Source organism: Pseudonocardia sp. ICBG1293, from assembly GCF_020131355.1.
GTDB lineage: Bacteria > Actinomycetota > Actinomycetes > Mycobacteriales > Pseudonocardiaceae > Pseudonocardia.
Genome location: NZ_JAHLEL010000028.1, coordinates 1 through 20917, shown reverse-complemented (window position 1 = coordinate 20917; position 20917 = coordinate 1). Strand labels below are relative to the sequence as shown.

At 66.8% G+C, this 20917-nt stretch carries 19 protein-coding genes and 1 pseudogene; 12 read left to right on the top strand and 8 right to left on the bottom strand.

Going from position 1 to position 20917, the window contains the following annotated elements:
• Positions 1 to 362 precede the first annotated feature (362 nt).
• The 4 genes from KPF47_RS12730 (at position 363) to KPF47_RS12715 (ending at position 3291) form a co-directional block, all read left to right on the top strand.
• A complete protein-coding gene (locus tag KPF47_RS12730) occupies positions 363 to 863 on the top strand; it encodes an XRE family transcriptional regulator (protein WP_224389071.1) in 501 nt (166 codons plus the stop codon).
• Complete coding sequence (locus KPF47_RS12725; RefSeq protein WP_224389070.1) at positions 841 to 1413, top strand: ImmA/IrrE family metallo-endopeptidase; 573 nt, start codon at positions 841 to 843, stop codon at positions 1411 to 1413. Before KPF47_RS12730 ends, KPF47_RS12725 begins: the two co-directional genes overlap by 23 nt.
• A gap of 304 nt (positions 1414 to 1717) precedes the next feature.
• Entirely contained in the window at positions 1718 to 2653 is a 936-nt protein-coding gene (locus KPF47_RS12720) for a DUF6545 domain-containing protein (RefSeq protein WP_224389069.1), read from the top strand.
• 218 nt (positions 2654 to 2871) lie between these two features.
• Positions 2872 to 3291: an antibiotic biosynthesis monooxygenase gene (locus tag KPF47_RS12715; protein WP_224389068.1), complete on the top strand. Its 420-nt coding sequence runs from the start codon at positions 2872 to 2874 to the stop codon at positions 3289 to 3291.
• Between the two features lie 320 nt (positions 3292 to 3611).
• Here KPF47_RS12715 and KPF47_RS40880 read toward each other — a convergent pair.
• From KPF47_RS40880 to KPF47_RS12705, 3 genes and pseudogenes are all read right to left on the bottom strand, one after another.
• Positions 3612 to 4025: pseudogene (locus KPF47_RS40880) on the bottom strand (hypothetical protein); the annotation flags it as partial.
• Between the two features lie 33 nt (positions 4026 to 4058).
• Positions 4059 to 4217, bottom strand: a complete 159-nt coding sequence (locus KPF47_RS12710) for a hypothetical protein (protein ID WP_224387492.1) — start codon at positions 4215 to 4217, stop codon at positions 4059 to 4061.
• Positions 4171 to 5106 (bottom strand): transposase, encoded by a 936-nt coding sequence (locus KPF47_RS12705; protein WP_224389067.1) that lies wholly within the window; start codon positions 5104 to 5106, stop codon positions 4171 to 4173. The genes KPF47_RS12710 and KPF47_RS12705 overlap by 47 nt, the downstream gene beginning before the upstream one ends.
• Positions 5107 to 5253: 147 nt before the next feature.
• Between KPF47_RS12705 and KPF47_RS12700 the strand changes: the two genes are divergently transcribed.
• Positions 5254 to 8256, top strand: a complete 3003-nt coding sequence (locus KPF47_RS12700) for a Tn3 family transposase (protein WP_224386186.1) — start codon at positions 5254 to 5256, stop codon at positions 8254 to 8256.
• Positions 8257 to 8479: 223 nt separating this feature from the next.
• On the opposite strand, the gene KPF47_RS12695 is transcribed toward KPF47_RS12700, so the two are convergent.
• From KPF47_RS12695 to KPF47_RS12685, 3 genes are all read right to left on the bottom strand, one after another.
• Positions 8480 to 9067, bottom strand: a complete 588-nt coding sequence (locus KPF47_RS12695; protein ID WP_224389066.1) for a hypothetical protein — start codon at positions 9065 to 9067, stop codon at positions 8480 to 8482.
• A gap of 78 nt (positions 9068 to 9145) precedes the next feature.
• Positions 9146 to 9397 (bottom strand): hypothetical protein, encoded by a 252-nt coding sequence (locus KPF47_RS12690; RefSeq protein ID WP_224389065.1) that lies wholly within the window; start codon positions 9395 to 9397, stop codon positions 9146 to 9148.
• Positions 9394 to 9918 (bottom strand): hypothetical protein, encoded by a 525-nt coding sequence (locus tag KPF47_RS12685; protein ID WP_224389064.1) that lies wholly within the window; start codon positions 9916 to 9918, stop codon positions 9394 to 9396. The genes KPF47_RS12690 and KPF47_RS12685 overlap by 4 nt, the downstream gene beginning before the upstream one ends.
• A 453-nt stretch (positions 9919 to 10371) precedes the next feature.
• Between KPF47_RS12685 and KPF47_RS12680 the strand changes: the two genes are divergently transcribed.
• From KPF47_RS12680 to KPF47_RS12660, 5 genes are all read left to right on the top strand, one after another.
• Complete coding sequence (locus tag KPF47_RS12680) at positions 10372 to 11139, top strand: hypothetical protein (protein WP_224389063.1); 768 nt, start codon at positions 10372 to 10374, stop codon at positions 11137 to 11139.
• Entirely contained in the window at positions 11136 to 12368 is a 1233-nt protein-coding gene (locus tag KPF47_RS12675; RefSeq protein WP_224389062.1) for a MinD/ParA family protein, read from the top strand. Before KPF47_RS12680 ends, KPF47_RS12675 begins: the two co-directional genes overlap by 4 nt.
• Positions 12368 to 13486, top strand: coding sequence for a glycoside hydrolase family 16 protein (locus tag KPF47_RS12670; RefSeq protein ID WP_224389100.1), 1119 nt, complete (start codon positions 12368 to 12370; stop codon positions 13484 to 13486). The genes KPF47_RS12675 and KPF47_RS12670 overlap by 1 nt, the downstream gene beginning before the upstream one ends.
• 656 nt (positions 13487 to 14142) lie before the next feature.
• Complete coding sequence (locus KPF47_RS40085) at positions 14143 to 15213, top strand: transglycosylase family protein (RefSeq protein WP_308015387.1); 1071 nt, start codon at positions 14143 to 14145, stop codon at positions 15211 to 15213.
• 336 nt (positions 15214 to 15549) lie between these two features.
• Positions 15550 to 16617, top strand: a complete 1068-nt coding sequence (locus tag KPF47_RS12660) for a C40 family peptidase (RefSeq protein WP_224389099.1) — start codon at positions 15550 to 15552, stop codon at positions 16615 to 16617.
• Positions 16618 to 16650: 33 nt separating this feature from the next.
• Here the strand turns inward: KPF47_RS12660 and KPF47_RS12655 are convergent, their stop codons facing one another.
• Complete coding sequence (locus KPF47_RS12655) at positions 16651 to 16980, bottom strand: antibiotic biosynthesis monooxygenase (RefSeq protein ID WP_224389061.1); 330 nt, start codon at positions 16978 to 16980, stop codon at positions 16651 to 16653.
• Between the two features lie 416 nt (positions 16981 to 17396).
• Positions 17397 to 18071, bottom strand: a complete 675-nt coding sequence (locus tag KPF47_RS12650) for a ParA family protein (protein ID WP_224389060.1) — start codon at positions 18069 to 18071, stop codon at positions 17397 to 17399.
• A 650-nt stretch (positions 18072 to 18721) separates the two neighbouring features.
• On the opposite strand from KPF47_RS12650, the gene KPF47_RS12645 reads away from it, so the two are divergent.
• Positions 18722 to 19672, top strand: a complete 951-nt coding sequence (locus KPF47_RS12645; RefSeq protein WP_224389059.1) for a hypothetical protein — start codon at positions 18722 to 18724, stop codon at positions 19670 to 19672.
• 329 nt (positions 19673 to 20001) lie between these two features.
• Positions 20002 to 20917: ISAs1 family transposase (locus tag KPF47_RS12640; RefSeq protein ID WP_224389058.1), on the top strand; the 916-nt coding region annotated here is incomplete at its 3' end.

The window sequence follows — 20917 nt, the reverse complement described above, 5'->3', positions numbered from 1 at the left end:
GCATCCACTGCCGCACGGGCTCAGGCTCGTCGGGGGGCGAGTCGAGCATGGGGACCTCCGGGGAGACGAAGCAACCTGCATGTGACGCGCTGTCGACCATGACGCCGGGCAGCCCGCCCGGCGGTGGTCGAGTGATTCTGTCGTCACAGGGCGTGTCCGAGAGGTTGGCACACAGCCTGCGGCCTGGCAACTCCGTACATGGTTTGACTGTCGAGCGTTTCAATGATGAGTTGGGTAAGAGCTGCTAGGGTTGCTCTGGAGCCGGCCGGAGTCGTTGCTAGGGATGAGCGGCAGCTTCGCTGCTACGGTTGGCCCCTGGCCCCTGGCCCCTGGCCCCTGGCCCCTGGAAGGACGGTACCCTGATGTCGGCTGCTGATGATGGGGATCGCCCGCTCACGTTCGCAGAGAAGGTCAATCAGGTCTTCGAGACGGTGCATCCACCGGGGCGGTCACCGTACACAAATCGGGAGGTGGCTCGGTGGCTCGAGAAGAACTCGACAAACGGCGAGCCGACTCTCAGTGAAAATTATATAGGACTCTTGCGTAGCGGCAAGAGCAGAAATCCAACGATTCAGACTGTCGAGGCGCTTGCGAGATTTTTTGGAATTCCCTCCGCTTATTTTTTGGAGAGCGGTTCGACTGCGTCTGCTATCCATGAAGAGTTGCAGTTGATCGCGAGCCTGCGTGACGCGAAAGTTCACGGTATTGCTGCCCGGGCAGCAACGCTGGATCCGGAGATGCGTGATTGGCTCCACCATATGGTGACCACTTTGCCGACGGGGAAGCCGTTGGGCAAGCAGCGCGACTGTGCCCGTCGCCGTCGCTTCGAGGAGCTTCCAGGTGAGGACCTCAATGCTTGGTGACCACGGAGGGTCGCAGATTTTGATAAAGAGGCTGAAGTTTCCGCTCTGGTCGCGGTCTCCGGGGCGGGCTGTTGAAGCTAAAGCGCGCCATCTGCTTCGTGATCTCAACCTGCAGCTGCCATTGGACCTTGACGAGCTTTGTCTGAAGCTTGGCGAAAAGCGGATGCGGCCAATTCAGACCTTAGAGTTCTGCTTCCCAGATCCAAGCATCTTTGGGCTATGGGTCGAAGCAACCGACACCGACATCATCATCCATGATGCGAACCTGCCGCCTCGGCAGCGCACACGAACTATTTTGCATGAAGTCGGCCACATGGTTTTTGACCATGAACCGGATAACAGTGACGATGATGTAGCGGAGATGATTGCACCGCACCTACCTCCCGATACAACCTGGAGGTGCCTTCGCCGAGATCGCTTCGACTCCCCTCACGAGAATGACGCGGAGCACTTCGCTGCGCTTCTTCAGTACTGGGGGCATCAGGCAGAGGCGGCTACGCGACGAAGTATTCTTGGTGGGGCGCTGGAGAACGCGGTCGACATATTCTGAGCCAGGCCAGAATAAGCTAGAGTAGGGCACTGTTATGCTCTCCGCCTACATTGCAGTATGGGTCGTTGTTTTAACGATTCTCGTGGGGCGCATTTTCATAGTCAGAACGTCACGTGCCCGCCCTTGGGGGAACGCTCTGACGACCTCTTTACTGACGATGTTCATTGCGTCAGAGCGGGTCCTTGGTCGGGCTTTGGACGGGATAGCGCCGGGTCTGCGTCTCCTTGTATTCTACCTGGCTCTCGTCTCCTTCTTTCTAGTAGCACTGCTTTTTGTCCTGGACTGTCGCTTCAGTAGGTCCAGTATGCGCACACAAAAGACGCCTATTCATCAACAAGTCGCTGCCTTTCTATTTACTGCAGTGCTGCTGACCGTTTTTTGGGGCGCATCCAATGGTCACCTCATCCAGTATCCGGAAATTCTCGACGAGTTCAGTGCAGACCTGGCACCAGCTTATATGTTTCATGTGGTGGCGAATTCGTATCTGGGCTACAGCTGCGTACTGCTGGCGATTAATGCGACTGGCGCTGCGCGCGCAGTGGAATCGGCCGTACGCTGGGTTTTCTACTTGGCCTCTCTTGCCTCGCTCGCCATGCTACTTGGCGGACCTATCCTGCGGATACCCACACTCGTGGTGCGCTGGTTCTCTGAAGGCCGCTCCAGCGTTTCTGTCACATTACAGAGCGTGGGGGCAATTCTCCTGGAGGCGGGGATAGCTGTTTTCCTTGGGAGTCTCTGCGCACTCGGCCTCCGAGTTCTGTATGTGCTCTGGCGCGAGCAGAAATTGATCCAGAGGAAAGTGGACCGCTTACATCCCGCGTGGGAGGTGTTAGTGGCCGCGATTCCAGACGTCGCCTTCCGTCGCCGGGGTCGGTTTTCGGTGATCGTTGATCGTCTCCGTCGTGACTTGCGATTCCGATACGATAAGCTCTCCATCGAATACGAAGGGGCATTGTGGCGAGTAAGCGTGTATGTCGACGACTCCGCTCTGGATGAGGCTGGTCCAGTTAGCTTCAGGCAGCGGGCTTGGCTAGTATATGAAGCGTTAGTTAAGATTCACAGAGGCGTGGCAACTGCAACGGGGCCTGTCCTGATTGTTCCGGTATCCGCGAGCGACGATCGCCCTCTGCTGGTTCTTGCCGCCGAACTGGGTAAATTAATCAATCGGTACGGTCCGCCCGACCGGAGCATCGCGCCGATAGAGCCACATGTGGACGGCACGGAAGTGCAAGGAGAGTGAGTCTATCCATTGTTGAATCCGATCGCCGACCGAGATGCTTTCGGCCGTTCGCGACTTTTTTGCAGGTTGAAGGAGTGGGTATCCGTCGTGGGTCACTGTGGCACTACTTGTCACAGTGACCGCAAGTGTCGTCTTTGTTCTCGGCGAGCTGGTCCATAGGGGTGAACGGTGGTGGCTTGTTGGCTTCGTGGTGTATATGTTCCCGGCTCTCGTGACTGTTGCTGCGACGGCTGGAGTCGGCCGGATTATGCGCAGGCAGAAAATATGGCTGGGAAAATGATCCCGCCGTCCGTGGCTCGTCGATTATCGCGGAGGTGGCTGTCGTGCCGGTCGTGAAAATCCATGCTGTGCGCGCCGCGGACGCGCGGGAAGCTGACCTGGAGGGCCGGTTCGTTTCGTGTCGCGCCGATATGGGCGATGTCCCAGGGTTTCGCGGGTTGGAGTTACTGCGGCCGGTTGATGGTGTCGGCCGGTATTTTGTGGTGTCGTGGTGGTATTTCGACGACTCGTTTTATGATTGGCTATCGTATGGCCGGGAGCTGGCGCATGGGGTCTCGACGGCCCGGTTGGGTGTGGCGTCGGAGTTGTTGGAGTTCGAGGTCGTCGATCTGCGCGGCCTCGCCGGCGATTTGAGGTGAGCGATCGGCGCGGGTTTACACGGCTGCTTGGGTTGCCTCCACCGTGAGCGCAGCCTCGGCGGTGGCGGTGGCGGTGGCTGGGTGGTCGAGGCATCCGCGGCTGCGGTGCTCGTGGTAGGCGGCGTCTCGGTCCCAGAAGCCGCGGGTGGTGTTGTGGGCGGGCCAGTAGGTGGCGCAGTCGCTGCAGAGGAAGATCTCGATCGGGCCGAGTTGCAGGTTCTGCGGTGGCTGGTCGCAGGTCGGGCATCGGTAGACGCTGTAGATGCCATCCCAGCGTGGCGCCGGCGGGTGGCCCTCGCTGGTGGCGGCGATGGCGATGGTTATGGCGTCGCTCCTGCGTCCTTGGCGGTGTCCTGCGGGCGTGCGGCGCGGTGGTGGGTGAAGCCGTGTTCGCGGAGGCGGTGGGCGAGTTCCCCGGTCGTGTACGCGGCTGCGTGCGCTGCCTCCTTGTTGTTGACGCTCTCGTCGTAAGCGCTGTTTCTGCTGGTAGACGACTTGTGTAGGCGATTCATGGGCGTGTCCTTTCCCGGCGTGCGTTCGTGGAGCGCCGCGCGGAATGCGGTGACGGCGACGAGGTGCTGGACGACGTGTCCGTCAGCGACGAGGACCCCGTGCTGGTCGCGTGCGGTGACGGCGAAGACGAACCGGGTGTCGACCTCGTGTATGCAGCGGGCGGTGACCTGGAGTCGGGCGCCGGGGATCGACGGCGCCCGGTGGGTGATCTCGACCCTTGCTCCGACCTGAGTTGCACAGGTTTAGAGGTCGTTTCAGAACGACTTGTCGAGTTTCCATTGACCCCTCGACGACAGATCAAACGGCAGGTCAGATAGCCGCTTGTCGTCTACAACAGACACGTCGACCTCGTTCTGAAATGACCTCTTAGTGCCCCGGCGCGGTGATGGTGGGGAGCCGGTCGAGAATGGCACGCGCGCCGCTGGTGATCTGCGGGGCGGCGGTGATCGGGTGACCGCCGACGTCGACTCGGACGGTTCGTAGTGGGCGCAGGGCTGTGACCAGCTTCTTGATGGTCACGCCTGCCGCGTCCTGGAGGTGTCGGGAGACCGCGAGGGCGGCGAAGACGACGGTGAGGTGGGCTTCGATGGCGTCGCGTTCGCGGTGGAAGATCGGTCGGGCTCGCAGGTCGGACTTGGCCATGCGGAAGCTGGCCTCGACCTGCCACAGGTCGTGGTAGGCGGCCACGACCTTGTGCCCGTCCATGGTGGACTCGGCCAGGTTGGTGACGTAGCCCTTCAACCCGGCGAGCTGGCGGGCGCGTTCGACCAGGCCCCAGTCGACCTCGGTGCCGGTGGAGGCGATGCGGACGAAGCGGTCCTTCTTCAACGGCCGGGTGCCGGCGGCGACCTTCTCCGCGCGGTCGACCATGGCGTTGATCGCCCGGTCATCGTGTTTGTGGCGGGCGAAGCGGTACTGGTAGACGACCCGCCGGCTCCGTTTCGCCTTCCCTGTCCCCATGTCGCGGCGCGACTCCAGGACCTGGCCGTCGTCGAAGGCGTTGCCGTGACGCTCGACGTGCGCGGCCAGATCGTAGGGCGCCTTGCTGATCCTCGACCCCACGATGAAGGAGAACCCGTTGTCCTCCAACGCGTTCAGGTTCGACGCGGACAGCATTCCGGCATCGGCGACGACCACCATGTCCTTCACGTCGTGCCGTTTGCGGAAGTCCTCCAGAACGGGTAGCAGAGTGGTCGTCTCGGCCTTGTTGCCCTCGAAGCAGCGGACCTCGAGTGGGAACCCGGACGGGTCGACGAGCAGCCCGACCTGGATCTGCGGGTCGACCCGGCGTTCCTTGCTCATCCCTACCTTGCGCAGCGTGTCCTCGTGCTCGACCTCGAAATGGGGTCGCCGTAGTATCCGGGAATAATCGGGCGGATATGGCTGGGTAGGCTCCTGACCAGGGGGTTTCTGGGGTTCTGGTCGGGAGGTTGTCGGGTGGTCGCTCCGGTGTTCACAGACGTCGAGCTGGAGAGGCTGCGGCGGTTCCCGGAGATCGGCCGGGAGGAGTTGTTCCGGTTCTTCACGCTGGCCCCGGCGGACGTTGCGTTTGTTGATCCCGGTCGGGGCCGGGGCGCGGCGGATCGGCTGGGTCTGGCGGTCGCGGTGTGCTCGTTGTCGTGGTTGGGGTTCGTGCCGGATGAGGTGGCGTCGGCGCCGCAGGCGGCGGTGGTGCGCCTGGCTGAGCAGTTGCGCGTGGATCCGGCCGTGATCGGTTCGTATGGGCGCCGGGCGAAGACCCGCACCGAGCATCTTCGGCTGGCGGCGCAGTATCTGGGGTGGCGGCCGCCGACGACGCTGGAGATCAAGGAGCTCGACGAGTTCCTGCTGGCGCGGGCGATGGAGCATGATTCGCCGACGCTGCTGTTCCGGCTGGCGTGCGAGTTCCTGATCTCGGCGCGGGTGATCCGGCCGGGACCGGTGACGGTGGTCAAGCGGGTCGCCCACGCCCGCGAGGTGGCCCGGCAGGAGACGTTCGACCGGTTGGCGCACGAGTTCACCGACGCCCGCCGCGTCGGGCTGGACGGGCTGCTGGTGGTGGATTCGGAGATCGGGATGACCCGGCTGCGGTGGCTGGGGAAGGGGCCGGTGGAGGCCTCGCCCGCGGCGGTGAAGGCCGAGATCGCGAAGCTGGAGTTCCTGCGCGGAATGGACGCCCACGCGTTGGACCTGTCGGTGCTGCCGGCCGAACGCCGCCGGTTCCTGGCCACGGTCGGTCGCCGCCTCACCGCCCAAGCGCTGGAACGGCGGGAGCCGGAACGCCGGTACCCGATCTTGCTGACGTTGCTGGCCCAGTCGGCGACCGAGGTGCTCGACGAGGTGGTGGCGCTGTTCGACCAGGCGCTCTCGGCGCGGGAGAGCAAGGCCGCGCACAGGATGCGGGACTATCTGGCCGAACGCGCCAAGTCCGGGGAGGACCGCCAGGAGCTTCTGGACGCGATCTTGGCCATCGTGGCCGACCCGGCGGTGCCGGACGGCGATGTCGGCGGTCTGATCCGGGGCGAGCGGGTCGGCTGGGACCGGCTGCGTTCGGCGCAGTCGAGCGCGTTGCCGCCGCTGCCGCGCGATCACGGGCACCTCGCCGCGCTGGACGGCTCGTACGGGTACCTGCGCCAGTTCACCCCGAACGTCCTCGACGCCGTGACCTTCGCCGGCGGCACCGCCGCGGCCGAGCTGCTGGAGGCGGTGGCGATCCTGCGGGAGCTCAACGCCACCGGCGCCCGCAAGGTCCCCGACGACGCGCCGAGCGGGTTCGTCCCGGCCCGCTTCCGCGGCTACCTGGACACCGCCGCGGCGAACCGCAGCGCGACGGCGTATCGGCATTACTGGGAGCTGTGCGTGCTGCTGGCCCTGCGGGACGGGCTGCGCACCGGGGACGTGTTCGTGCCGGGCAGCCGCCGTTACTCCGACCCGGCCGCCTACCTGCTCACCGAGGACAAGTGGGCGGATCAGCGGGCGGAGTTCTGCCGACTGGTCGGCAAACCCTCCGACGCCGCCACCGGCCTGGCCGAGGCCGAAGACGAGCTGCACACCGCGCTGGGCAAGCTGGAAACGACGCTCGCCCACGGCGACGGCCCGGTCCGCCTGGACGACGACGGCGATCTGGTGATCTCCCCGCTGACCGCGGAGGACATCCCGGCCGAGGCGAGAGCGTTGAAGGCGGAGCTGACCGAGATGCTGCCGTTCGCGCCGATCGTGTCGCTGCTGATCGAGATGGACAAGCGCACCGGGTTCCTGGACTGCTTCACCCACGCCGGCGGCAAGCAGGCCCGCACGCGCGAGCTGAAGCGGAACCTGATCGCGGTGTTGCTCGCCCAGTCCACCAACCTCGGGCTCACACGGATGGCGGACGCGTGCGGGATCTCCTACGACATCCTGGCCTGGACCGCCGAGTGGTACGTACGGGAGGAAACGCTGCGGGCGGCGAACCTGGCGCTGATCGGCTACCACCAGCGCCTGCCGCTGACCCCGGTGTTCGGCACCGGCACGCTGTCCTCTTCGGACGGTCAGCGGTTCCCGACGCGAGGTAAGTCGGTCACCGCCAGGGCTCTGAGCAGGTATTTTGCGCACGAGGGCCTGTCGACCTACACGCACGTGACCGATCAGCATACCACCTACGGCACGAAGATCATCGTCGCCACGAAACGCGAGGCGCACTACGTCCTGGACGAGATCCTCGGCAACGCGACCGACATCCCGATCACCGAGCACGCCACCGACACGCACGGCGTCACCCTGGTCAACTTCGGGCTGTTCGACCTGCTCGGGTTGCAGCTCTCACCGCGGATCCGGGACCTGGGCAAGATCACTCTCTACCGGACGGGTGCGAAGGCGGCGGCCGAGACGGCGTTCCCCCTGACGGGGCCGCTGTTGGCTCGCAAGCTCAACACCGACCTGATCGCCGAGCACTGGGACGACCTGCTGCGCCTGGCCGGGTCGCTGAAGTTCGGGCACGCCACCGCATCGCTACTGGTCGGGAAACTCTCGGCGTCCGGGCGGCAGAACGCGCTCGCCGCGGCGCTCAAGGAGTACGGCGCGCTGCGCAGAACCGTCTACACCGCCCGGTACCTGTCCGATCCGGCCTACCGGCGCAAGATCTCCCGGCAGCTGAACAAGGGCGAGTCGCTGCACGCGCTCAAGCGGGACCTGCTCTACGCCCACGAGGGCATGATCCGCGCCCGACACCTGGAGGGACAGACCGAGCAGGCGTGGTGCCTCACCCTCGTCACCAACGCCGTGGTCACCTGGACGACCGAGTACTACGGCCTGGCCGTCGAGCAGATGCGCGCCGCCGGTCGCCGCATCGACGACGAGGTCCTGGCCCACATCTCCCCGGCCCACTCGGAGAACATCAACTTCTTCGGCGCCATCGAGGTCGACATCGACGGCGAACTCGCCCAACTCAGCCCGACCGGCTACCGACCACTACGTGTCCGCGACACCCTGTTCTGATCAGGTTCGCCGTCCTCACGACGCGACGCCCCCGTCATCGGGCAAGTTTCACTCACTGGCCAGCCACCACAGCACCCATCGTCGCTGCTCAGACCCACTGTCGTCTCTGGCAGCGCACTCCGTGGCCACTGCTGTCGAGACGAGTCCATGGTCGCTTCCGCCTCGATAGATTGAGACACGCGATAATCGCGGCTTATCTGACCTATCCCCACGAACCACGAGGTCACAGCCCTGCATCCTCCATATCCGCCCGAAAAATTCCGGATACTACGGCGCCCCCGAAATGCAGCGTGGTCACGTCATAGAGCACCAGCGACGCCGCCCCCACCCGCGAGGCCACGGTGCAGGCGGCGGCCAGGACGGCCCGGTAGTCCTTGTCGCTGCAGCGGCGCAGCGCCGCGGTGAAGGTGTTGCGATGCGGCGCGACCACCCCGAGTTCATCGAGGACCCCGACCGCGGCAGAGGTGCTGGTGGGCTCCACGATCCTGGCGAGCACGAGCGCCCGGAACACCTCGTCGGCGAGCTGGTCGAACCCCAACCGGCGGTAGGCATCGCACAGGACGTTCCACAGGACCTCGCTCGCCGACCCGGTCACGACCGCGCCCGCCGCGCCCCCGGTGGCAGGGGCGTCGAGGTCGAGGGCCTGCTGACCTGCATGGATGCGATCCCGCGCTGAGGCGATCAGCACTGCGAGCTCGGCGTCATCATGAGCGGAACCGACGTGGGCGACGATCCGCCGGACCCCGTGGCGCTTCTCCACGATCTGCACCGCCGTCGCCCCGGACGCCGTCTTCACCTTCCGGACGAACACCACCCGAGACTACCGATTAGTGCCCCAGATCCCGACCCCACAGCCCGCTGACCAGCAACGACACCTCACAACCCCCGACTACCTGTGCAACTCAGGTCCGACCGGGGTCTGGCCGTCGACGGCGCGGTGGTGGCGGAGGAAGCCCATGCAGGGCGCTTCGAGGAGCCCGACGAGATACCCGGTCGCGAACACGTGTTCCCCGGCCCGGAACGCGCCGAGCGTGGGGTGGAGATCGGGGACGAGTTGATCGTCGGGAACGACGTAGAAGATCGACATCTCGCCGTCAGCTCTGCTTCGGCTGGCCCTGGCAGATCGGAGCGCGGTGGTCATGGCCGGCGGATCTTCGTCGTCGAGGTCGTCGAGGTGTCGTCCTCGTCGGTGTCGTCGTCGTGTTGGTCGGCGGTGGTGCTGAGGGCGTGGCGGTGGTGCGGGGGGACCATGCTGGTGATCAGGGCGGAGACGATGTCGCGCTGTCGCTCTGGGAGGAGCGCCCAGTTGTGAAGCAGGTCGGTCCCGGCGGGTTCGCGGACCAGGATGTGCAGGGTGTGCGCGGGCCCGTCCACGGCTTCGGGGTGGTCGCTGTAGAAGAAGTCGTCGGCGACGTTGTAGTAGCGGGCGAGCCAGCGCAGGTAGGTGGGTGAGGGTTCTTTCCCGCGGGTGCCGTTGAGGATTTTGGTGATGTAGACGTCGCTGACGCTGCCGCCTTGGCTTCGGATCCATCGGACGATGTCGGTGGCGGCGAAGACGGTGCCGTTGGGACGCCGGATGGTGGTGGCGAGGTAGTTCAGCCGTTCGCTGATGGTGCCGAACCGGTTCGGGTCCGGCGCGCCGGGCTTGATCCGCGCCGGCACCACCGTCCCCGACGGACTGCTGGCTGCTGTGCTCTTCCTGCTGGTAGTGGCGGTGCTGGCAGGGCTGTCGGGCTGTGCTCGTCGTCGGGTCATGCTGGTCCTTCTTGTGTCGTGGCTGTTCCTGGTTGTCCCTGCTGGTCCCGATTGCCGGGGGTGCGGGGCCGGGGCCAGCAGGTTCCGGGACTCTATCCCTGGTCCGAGTTCGCAGGTGCGCATCACACGCTCTAGTGGACGGATATACAACAATGAATAGGATACAGTCGTGGTGGTGTTCGGGGCGGGTATCGATCGGTGGAGGCGGTGGGGTGGGTGGTGAAGCGTCGTGTCTCTACTGCGTCGCGGTCGGTGCTGCCGCCGTGGTGGGACACCGCGACGGCACCTGCGGCGACGCCGCGACCCGTGCCGCTGCGCCCGCCCTACACGCGCCCGGGGCGTGCGGGACGCGCTGCGCCCGTGCCTGTGGTTGCTGACGTCGCGGAAGACGCTGCGGATGCGCCGGAAGAGCCGGATGTCGATGTGTCTGCCGGTCTCGCCGATGCTGAACTCGACGCAGACGTTCCACCGGAGAAGTACGAGGAGCATGCGCCGGCCGGCGTCGTCGGTGACGATCCGGATGGGCTTGCGGCGGGCGTGGTGCCGTCGTTGACGGAGGTGTTGTGTCGTCCGGCGGATCGTCCGGTTCAGGTGCGGACCACGGTGGAACGCCCTCTCGCAGCGCTGGACCCGGTGGACCCGATGGAGGCGCGGCAGGTCGCGGAGTGCTTCGCGGTCGATTATCTGTCCTGCGACCAGGCCGATCCCGACCAGCGCCGCCGTGCCCTGGCGGCCTATGTGTCGTATCCGGTGGACGCGGAGCTGGGCTGGCCCGGCCCCGCCCCCGGCGAGGGCCGGTGCCGTGCGCTGCAGGCCCGAGCAGGCCGGGCCCTGTCCTGGGACTACGGCTTCGTGGTGGATGTCGTCGCCCTGGTCGAGATCGAGATCGAGAGCAGTGCCGGCGGAGTGCCGGCGATCGGGTCGGTCGCCGGGGCTGTCGCTGGTGGCGAGGCGGTGTCGGCGGTGGTGTGGCCCTCGGCGGTCCCGCCGACGTCGTGTTCGGAACAGGGAGAACGGCGGGCGGCGGTGGTGTGGCGGCGTGTGGGGGTGCCGGTGCGTCGGCATGACTCGGGCCGGCTGGTCGTCGACCTCCAGGCCCTACCCGCGACAGCAGAGGAGGCCTTGTGACCAGTACCAACAACCACCACAGCCCTACCAGCGTCAGCAGCGGCAGCGTCCCCGGCGACAGCGCCGGTGGTAGTGGTGCGGGGGTGTCGTGGATCGATGCTTCCTGGGAGGCGCTGCCCGATCACGAGGTCGCCCCCGGAGTCCCGCTGGCTGAGTGGTCGCCGCGGCCCGCTCGCGCGGTGCCGGACGGTGGTGACGCCGCCGGTGTGGAGGCGCTGTCGGCGGGGCCTGAGCCGTTCGTGGACGCGGTCCGGGCTCGGGGCGCGGTCCCGAAACAGGGGTGGCGTGCGGCGTGGCACCGGATGACCGGGATCAACCCGGGGATCTCCGCAGCGGAGGAGCGTCTGGTCGAGCAGCGCCGGTTGATCCGCACACCCCTCGACGGTGCGCATTCGGTGCTGGTCGGCGCGTTGAAAGGCGGTGTCGGGAAGACAACCGTGTCAGCGCTGCTGGGCTTGTTGCTGGCGGAGCATCGCGGGGAGCGTGTGGTCGCGGTCGACGCGAACCCCGACGCCGGGACCCTCGCCGACCGCCTGGTGGGAGAGAAGCAGGCCGGCCGGGTGGCGGTCCGTTCCCTGTTGGCGAATCTGGATCGGATCCAGAGTTTCTCGGACCTGTCCCGCTACGTCCACCTCGTCGACCGACTCCAGATCGTGGCCTCAGAGCAGGAACCAGAGGCGTCAGAGGCGTTCTCGCATGCCGATTACCACGCTGTCCTCGGCGTGTTGTCGCGGTTTGCGCAGGTGTTGGTGACCGACTCCGGGACCGGGATCACGCACTCAGCGATGCAGGGCGGTCTCGCGCATGCGGACTCGTTGGTGATCGTCGGATCGCTGACCCAGGACGCCGCCTCACGTGCGGCCCGCACCCTGGATTGGCTGGCCGGGAATGGCTGGGCGGAGCTTGCGGCCAGGGCGGTGGTGGTGTTGTCGCAGGACCGGCGGACGGCGTTGATCGACGAGGCCCCGATCCTCGCCCATTTTCAGGCCCGGGTCCGCGCAGTGTTGACGTTGCCGTCGGATCCGCATCTCGCGGCCGGTGGCCGGATCGATCTGGACGCGCTCAAGCCGGGGACGCGGGATGCGGCGTTGCAGATCGCCGCGACCGTCGCGGTCGGTTTCTACGGCTGCCCGACCACCCTTGGCGCCGTCAGCGACTCCGGTCGTGGCCGCGGCGCCGGGTCTGCTGGTAGGCGCGGTGCCCGGCGGGACCCTAGTGGCGGCCGGTGATGGGCCTGGCCAGCAGCATCACCGCTATCGCGGCTGCTGCCGCGCTCGCGCTCTCCCCCGCGGCCCCGGGTACGGGGGCGTCGGAGGTGGAGGCGGTGTGCGACTGGCGGATCACTGCTACTCGTGTCCTCGCTGAACTTGACCCCGGCAGCGGTGGTGGTGCGGGGGTGTTGCAGTCGGCGCTGATCGCCCTTGGCGTCGACAAGCCGGGGTTCGTGCCTGCCACCTGCTACGACACCGGCGGTATCGGAAACCGGTTGGGTGATCATGAAAGCGGATCCAATGATCAACTAGGACGGACCGGACAGAGCACGCTGCCGCCAGCGGTGGTCGGCTCTTCCCAGCTGCCGTCCGCACAGGACCAGGGCCGGGGCGACAGCGCGGGTGAGGTGTTCGGTTGGGGTACCCCGGATGTCGTCGATGACTTCACCGGCGGTGCGTTGGGTCCTGGCTGGAACGCCTACGACGGTCCCGGGCATGCTGGGAACGGCGTCCGCTCCCCCGCAGCGGCGACCGTCGCTGACGGTGTCCTGACGATCGATGGCAGTGGGGACGGGACGACCGCCGGTCTGGCCTGGACATCGCATGCGCAGAAGTTCGGCCGGTGGGAGACGCGGATGCGGGCCCCGACCGGGTCGCCGTCCTACAACGCCCTCGCCCTGCTCTGGCCCACCGAAGAAAATTTTCCGGTGGGCGGCGAGATCGACTTCGCCGAGATCATGGACCCATCCCGGGACAAGGTCGAGTTGTTTCTGCACTACGGGGCGGACAACTCCCAGGTCCACGGTGAACTCGAGATCGATGCCACGCGGTGGCACAACTACGCCGTCGAGTGGACCCCGGACGGTGTGACCGCGTTCGTCGACGGCCGCGAGTGGTGGAAGACCACTGACACGTCGATCTTGCCGCCGGGCCCGATGCACCTGTGTCTGCAGCTGGACTGGTTCCCGCGCGGGGACGGCGAGTCGGGGCGGATGCAGGTCGACTGGGTCAAGCAGTGGGGCCTCGCCGCAGGCGAGGGATCGTCCACGAACTCCGGTGGTAGCGAGGGCTCGACCGATGCGGACTCCTCCACGACGGTCACCGATGAGGTCAACAACGTCGGTGGTCGCCGATGACCCTGCGGTGGCCTACCTGCACTGGTGCGCGCTCTCTGTCCTGCTCTGTTGATCATGAAGGAGATCTTCTGATGTCCCCTCGTCCTGCTACTTCTTCTCGCCCGCCCTCGCCTTCGTCCTCGTCGTCGCTGGCGGGGGTGGCGGTGCGGCGGTCGGCGGTCGCGGCGTTGGCGGCGGGAGCGATGCTCGGTGGGACCGCGCTGACCCCGGTCTTGCTCGCCTCCGCCGCGTGGGCGGAGGAGTCCGTTGCGGTCGCGCTGCGGGTGGCCGCGACCGAAACACCGCCTGCGACCCCGCCGGGGGACGGCCCGGTGGGTGTCCTGGGCGGACTGACCGACGCGGGCCATAAGGCCGTGGACGCGGTCGGCGCGGCCGGGGGCGCGGTCACCGACGTGGTGAACGCCCCCGCACCCGCGCCGGTCCCGGCTCCTGTGTCTGAACCGCCGTCCCGCCCGGACCCGCCCCAGCCCGCACCTGCGTCGCCGCGGGCAGCCCCGCCCCGGCCGGTTCCTGCGCCGCCACCCGCGCCGCCGCAGAACGTCCCACCACCGCCCGTAGCCCCGGTGCCCGCTTCGACCCCGGCCGTGTCACCGTCGCCGTCGACTACTCCGGTACCGGATAAGGCGGTACCGGTACGGCCCGCTGTCGTCACTACGATGCCCGCTCCGGTCGCCTCCCACAGCGGTGGTGAGTCGCCGGTCGGCACGCCCACGAGCCGACCAGAGGAGAACCACGGCAAGGAGCATGGCAAGGACTGCTGTGCGGACGCCGTTGACCGGGGCGGCTCTGCCGCTGCAGGTGGTGGCAGCGGGGAGCAGGTGAGTCGCTCGGGCTCGGGTCGTGGTGGTTCCGGCACGAACACCGCCACCGTCGCATCCGATGGCGATGAGGCGGGTGTGGAGGATGCACGGGCTGCGGTCGCGCTGCTGGGCGAGTTCCTCGACGCCCTGGACACCGCCCCGGCCAGCCCGATCGGCGCGGCGGGCGAGGCGAGTCGGGTGGTCCTCGACGCAGCTGCGGATAGCGGCCGCGGCACGGCCGCCGTCGGCAGCGCTGTGGCCGCCGCGTCCGGGCCTGCGGCCCCGTCGGAGCGCCCCGTGGACACTACTGCTCCGAAGTCGCCTACCAGCGGCTCCAGCACGGCCACGCGAACCCCGGATGAGCACTCCAGCACTGGTCAGAGCAGCGGGCCGCAGAGCGAGGGCCTGGCTGCCGGTGTGGAGAAGCTGACGGAGCAGGCCGCGCAGGCGGCAACGGCCGACCCGGACGCGGTCGCGTTGCTGGAGACCCTCACCGACCCGGGTTTGAACCTCGACGACCTCGACACCACCACCAGCAGCAGCGCTGGTAGCGCTGGTGAGACGATTTCCCGAACCAGCAGTAGCGCCGCTCCCGCTCCCGAGCTCGGCGCGACGGCCGCTGGCAACGGCCAGGATTCCGACGCCGAGCCGTCGTCTGCTTCTGCCGGTGAGAAGGGCTCGGGCCCGGATCAGGTGTGGGATGCGCTGGCCGAGTGCGAGTCCGGTGGGAACTGGTCGACTCGAACCGGGAACGGATTCGCCGGTGGGCTGCAGTTCACGCCCTCGACCTGGAGAGCTTTTGGCGGCGAGGGTGCGGCCCACGAGGCCAGCCGGGATGAGCAGATCGCGGTCGCACAGCGGGTGCAGGAAGGCCAAGGCTGGGAGGCGTGGCCGGCCTGTAGCAAGCGGCTCGGTCTCACCGACTGACCGCCCACGGGTACGAACACGGATGTGGTCGCGGCCACTGGTCCGGGTGGTGGGCGTTGGCTCCGGGCCTGTGGTGTGGGAGGGATTGACGCAGGGGGGACCTTGCGTCACCGACACCAAGGCACCGTTCCCACACGAGACGAGGAGGGCCGGTGGTGTGCAGGCCCGGAGACAACCCGCTCGGGCCGACCGGCCGAGGGGCTCTCAAACCTCGGCGGGTCCCGGCCCGAGCAGCCCGGACAGTAGCGGTCCGGTGCGGCCTGTGTCACCACCCCGCCAGCCCCGATACCGAGGCCAGGCGAGCAGGGTAAAGAGGGGGCGACCGCGTTGAAGACCGTGACGACGGGGCTCGCGTGCGTGGCCGCGCTGGTGGGTGTGGTCGTCGTGCTGTTCGTGATCGCCCTCGGCGGCGTGGTCACGGCCGGTGGCCGCACCCACTCCTACGGCGCCCCGGGCGTGGTGTGCGCCCCGGCCGGGGTGGACCCGGCCGACCTGGTCGACGGGTTCGGCCCCGCCCAGGTCTCCAACGCCGCCCACATCGTCGCCGTCGGTGTGGAGATGGGTGTTCCGGTGCGGGGGCAGGTGGTGGCGGTCGCGACCGCGATGCAGGAATCGACGCTGCTCAATTACGCCAACCACACTGTCGCCGAATCGTTGACCCGCCCGCATGAGGCGGTCGGGGCCGATCATGACTCGGTCGGGCTGTTCCAGCAGCGGGCCGCCGGCTGGGGACCAGTCGCTCTCCGCATGGACCCCCGGGGATCGGCGCGGTTGTTCTATGAACGCCTCCTGCAGATCCCCGGGTGGGAGACGATGCCGTTGACCCGGTCGGCGCAGTCGGTGCAGATCAGCGCGTTCCCCGCCGCCTACGCCAAATGGGAACACCCCGCCGTGCTGTTGGTCGGAGCGCTGGACAACATCACCTGCACCGGCCCCGCACCAGGAAGTCCGCCCGGGGCAGGGCCGGTGTTGCCCGGAGCGGTGGCCCCGCACATCCGCCAGGTGATCGACCGCGCCCTGACTCAACAGGGCCAGCCCTACGTCTGGGCCGGCGGCGACGCCCACGGCCCCACCAAAGGCGGCTTCGACTGCTCCGGCCTCATGACCTACGCCTTCGCCGGCATCGGGATCGACGTCCCCCACCAGACCCAGGCCATCTGGCAACGCTTCCAACCCGCCATCACCGACCCCGCCCAGGTCCAACCCGGCGACATGCTCCTGTTCACCAGCAACGGACGCCCCGGCGGGATCCACCACGTCGGCCTCTACCTCGGCAACAACCGAATGCTCCATGCGCCACAGACCGGAGACGTCGTCAAAACCGAACCCGACATCTGGAACAACACCTACTACGCCCGCGAGTTCATCGGCGCCGTCCGCGCCACCCACCACCCCGCCACGTAGACGGCCGCACGAGGTCTGCACCGTGGGAGCTGGTTACGCCTCGTCCGCTGTGGCCGAGCTGGTGGCGAGGTCGACGGTCTCGAACTCCAACAGGTCAGCACCGGTCCCGACCTGCGGACGAGACGAGTCGCAGTGCGCCGCCTCGCTGCCCTCAGTGCGCCACGCCTGGAAGGCAGCGTCGGACTCCCACCGAGTGTAGACGAAGTACCGCGTGTCACCCGCGACCGGCCGCAGCAACTCATACCCCAGGAACCCAGCCACCCCACCCATACAACCCTGCGCGAACCGGGCCGCGAACCGCGCCTCCAACTCCGGACCCTGCCCAGCAGGCACTGTGATCGCATTGATCTTCACGACAGTCATGGTTGTGTCTCCGTGTTGCTCGGGCGATGGATTGTACGTACTGGATAGCAGTAGGTGGTCGCTGCGACGATAGGTCCCGGACGCTATGGATCAAGCGTGCCGTCGTGCGGGTCGCCCCCTGAGCTCGTCAACGACTTGCGTTCTGAGGGGGGCATCGTCGGCCGCCAGCGCGATTAGCGATCGGACCACGTCTCCCTTGGTGGTCCTGTGACCGAGTAGCGCGCGGAGTTCAATCATGAGGCGGTCGAACTCGACGGCCTCGGTGTTGTCGAGGAGTACGGAGAACTTTGATTCCTTGCTCCTCGAGCTGGTCGCTGCGCTAGCTGGGACGGGGGTAGTCGGGGTGCTGGTATCGCTGGGTGGGCGGGTGTTGGCTTGGGCCATGCGGTCTCGAAATGCAGATGCCCGCTGTGTGCTCACGCGGTCGCCTCCGTGGGGGTGGCTCCGGCGGCTGTGTTCGTGGCGGTACTGGAGCAATTGGTGCTGGATGTATCGCTTCGGCACAGCTCAGCGAGGACATCGGCGTACTCAGCAGGATCTGGGACTGTGCCGTAGGCCAACGAGTAGGACTCCCGCAGGTGCGTGACGGTATCCAGCAACGGCAGTCCGAGATCCTCGGTGACCATCTCGCGGGCTTCGGTGGCGGCGCGGGTTCCACCTCGAACCATGACCAATAGCACGGCGGCATACAGGGGGTGGGTGACGTCTACTTCCGCGGCCAGCTCAAATGTTGCTGGTAGCTCCTCCAGATCCAACGGCCGGGGCGCGCAGGGCACGAGGAGGGAATCGGAGACCGTCATCGCGCTCCGCAGCATCGATGGATTTTTTGGGCCAGTGTCGATCACGACGTGCTCATAATCAGCCGCCACCTGGGCGACACGACGTGCGAGATCCCGAGAGGCGAGCGGGGCAACTACACAAGAATCCGGCCACTGCTCACCCACTCGTTCGGACCAACGAAACGCTGACGCCTGCTCTGGATCAGCATCCACTAGCAACGTCCGACCCACCTGCGCCAACGCTAATGCCAGATGAACCGAGGTCGTCGTCTTCGCGACGCCCCCTTTCAGCGACCCCACAGTGATCCGCATGCGACGACCATAACCGGAGAGGCACACCTCCGGAGAGGCACACCTCCGGAGAGGCACACCTCCGGAGAGGCACACCTCCGGAGAGGCACACCTCCGGAGAGGCACACCTCCGGAGAGGCACACCTCCGGAGAGGCACACCTCCGGAGAGGCACACCTCCGGAGAGGCACACCTCCGGAGAGGCACACCTCCGGAGAGGCACACCTCCGGAGAGGCACACCTCCGGAGAGGCACACCTCCGGAGAGGCACACCTCCGGAGAGGCACACCTCCGGAGAGGCACACCTCCGGAGAGGCACACCTCCGGAGAGGCACACCTCCGGAGAGGCACACCTCCGGAGAGGCACACCTCCGGAGAGGCACACCTCCGGAGAGGCACACCTCCGGAGAGGCACACCTCCGGAGAGGCACACCTCCGGAGAGGCACACCTCCGGAGAGGCACACCTCCGGAGAGGCACACCTCCGGAGAGGCACACCTCCGGAGAGGCACACCTCCGGAGAGGCACACCTCCGGAGAGGCACACCTCCGGAGAGGCACACCTCCGGAGAGGCACACCTCCGGAGAGGCACACCTGGCAGCATGGTATCATGCACTGTGTGAAGGATGACTTAAACTTCCTAAACGTTGTCGCCTCAGCGGCGGAGGGTCTGATGCACGCCGTGATCGAGCATGACGGACACGGAGGCTTCGTCTCCATCGCTGATGCGGCGCGCATTCTTCGATGGTCGGAGTCGAAAGCGCTCCGCGAAGCTAACCGGCTCGTCGCGGCTGGGCTGTTGCAGGAATCACGGGTAGGGCGGACGCGCCTTTTGCATGCGAACCGCTCGTCCGGGGTGTATCCGCACGTGCTCCGAATATTGTTTTTGAAGTACGGCACAACTGAATCCACGCCGGATCGTTTCGCTTACGTGAGCGACGACCTAAGGCGCGCAAAGATTTTCCCCGAAGAGAGCGTGCTGGAAGTCCTCCCTGAGCATGTCTGGCCCGATCTTGCCCCGTGCGAATATATGCACGAATTGACTGAAGCTGATGGGCTTCCTGTCGCTGAAGCTCGCGCGGTGGCGATCGAAGTGATGGCCGCGATAAACCCCCTTCTTGAAATACGAAAGAATCTCCATTCGGCTTGGGATGAGTGGCGGTACGAGCGAGATCAGACGCTGATTCATAAAATGGGACACCATCTTGATGGTGGCGGCCATCGGACCGCCTACCACGCAGTCGTCCAGGGGTGTCACCGTGCCCAAGCCGCCGGGCGACGGTGCATCGATCAGCGCCACTGGCTTCTGGGGGGCTATGCAGTAAAAGCGCAGATACAGCGGCTGGAGGCGTTCAGCGGCTGGCTCGCTACCGGTCTCGAGCTCGCCGCGAAGCGGCAGCTCATTACGAGCCAAGAATTAAAGAACCCCCTCGCCGAAACTGAGTTTCCAGACCGGATGAGATTTCGAGATACGCCAGTGATCGACGCCGATCTGGAGCGGTTCTACGCCAAGGGCGGAACAGAGCGTCATGCGGATATTGGACAGGCGGGCGAGCGCATACTTGTACACTCACTCCGTCGCGCTGTCGACCATCTCCGCGAACTTCCCCTCGCGCGCATGTAGGCGATGGAACTTAAGGCGCAGCCCCGGGTTTGTCGCCCACTGCTGAATTATGCTAAACAATCAGGAGGGTAACTTACGGCTGGATCCAGATGCCGTTTTTGGTGGTGGTCAGTCCGAGTGTGTCCGGGTCGAGGCCAGGGCCCCGGCAAAGTCGCAGTGGACAGACGCTGAGCTGCAGTGACACGCAGGCTTGAGATATGGGCGCGGGCACGGTCCCGGCGTGATCATCAGGGTGTCGAAGCCTTGATCACCGTCAGGAAGCCGTGCCCGCCGTGTCATCCTCCCCGATCCTTGCTGCCCTGACCGCATCGGACACCGTCATCGACCAGGTGAGGGCCGATACCGGTGTCGAGTCGACCGCGTTGTCGCTGCTCGATGCCCTGGCTCAGATCCCCGACCCGCGTGCCGCCCGCGGTGTGCGCCACGGCGTGATCGCGGTCCTGCTGGTCAGCGCGTGCGCGGTCCTGGCCGGTGCCCGCTCGTTCGTCGCGATCGCCGAGTACGTCCACGACACCGGACGGACCGTGCTCGACCTCCTCGGCGCCGGACCGGTCGCCCCGCACGAGTCGACCATCCGCAGACTGCTCCAACAACTCGACCCGACCGCGGTCGAAGACGCGCTGCACCGGTGGGCGACCACGCAGCTCGCGACCCGGCCCACCGATCCGGGCATACCCGCCCGAGAACGACGCCCGGTCTGGGCGCTGGACGGTAAGTCGTTGCGCGGGGCCCGTCATGGTGAGCAGCGGTCGACGCACCTGGTGTCGGTGATCGACCAGACCAGCGGTGTCGTGCTGACCCAGGTCGCGGTCGACTCGAAGTCCGGGGAGCTGGCCGCGGTCCCCGAGCTCCTGGCCGGACTGGACCTGCGCGGTGTGCTGGTCACCGCCGACGCGCTGCACACTCAGCGCTCCCATGCCCGCTACCTGCACGAACGCGGTGGGCACTACCTGATGACGGTCAAGGCTAACCAGCCCACGCTGCTGGCCCGGCTGCGTGCGCTGCCCTGGAAGATGATCGGGCCGGCCGCCCGGCAGCGGGCCCGTGGCCACGGGCGGGTCGAGACCCGCACGATCAGCGTGCTCTCCCTGCAGCGGTGCCCGGACCGGGGCGGGGAGTTCTTCCCACACGCCGCCCAGGCCATCCGGCTCATCCGCCGGCGCCGCCCGCTACGTCCGGGTGCACGGTGGAAGACCGTGACCGTCTACGCGATCACCAGCCTGACCGCGTTCCAGGCAGACCCGA

Excerpts from the sequence above, each read along its gene's own strand:
- KPF47_RS12730 (WP_224389071.1), top strand. The coding sequence starts at position 363 with ATGTCGGCTGCTGATGATGGGGATCGCCCGCTCACGTTCGCAGAGAAG.
- KPF47_RS12720 (WP_224389069.1), top strand. The coding sequence starts at position 1,718 with ATGCGCACACAAAAGACGCCTATTCATCAACAAGTCGCTGCCTTTCTA.
- KPF47_RS12705 (WP_224389067.1), bottom strand. The coding sequence starts at position 5,106 with ATGAGCAAGGAACGCCGGGTCGACCCGCAGATCCAGGTCGGGCTGCTC.
- KPF47_RS12690 (WP_224389065.1), bottom strand. The coding sequence starts at position 9,397 with ATGACCACCGCGCTCCGATCTGCCAGGGCCAGCCGAAGCAGAGCTGAC.
- KPF47_RS12670 (WP_224389100.1), top strand. The coding sequence starts at position 12,368 with ATGGGCCTGGCCAGCAGCATCACCGCTATCGCGGCTGCTGCCGCGCTC.
- KPF47_RS40085 (WP_308015387.1), top strand. The coding sequence starts at position 14,143 with ATGCCCGCTCCGGTCGCCTCCCACAGCGGTGGTGAGTCGCCGGTCGGC.
- KPF47_RS12655 (WP_224389061.1), bottom strand. The coding sequence starts at position 16,980 with ATGACTGTCGTGAAGATCAATGCGATCACAGTGCCTGCTGGGCAGGGT.
- KPF47_RS12650 (WP_224389060.1), bottom strand. The coding sequence starts at position 18,071 with ATGCGGATCACTGTGGGGTCGCTGAAAGGGGGCGTCGCGAAGACGACG.
- KPF47_RS12645 (WP_224389059.1), top strand. The coding sequence starts at position 18,722 with ATGCACGCCGTGATCGAGCATGACGGACACGGAGGCTTCGTCTCCATC.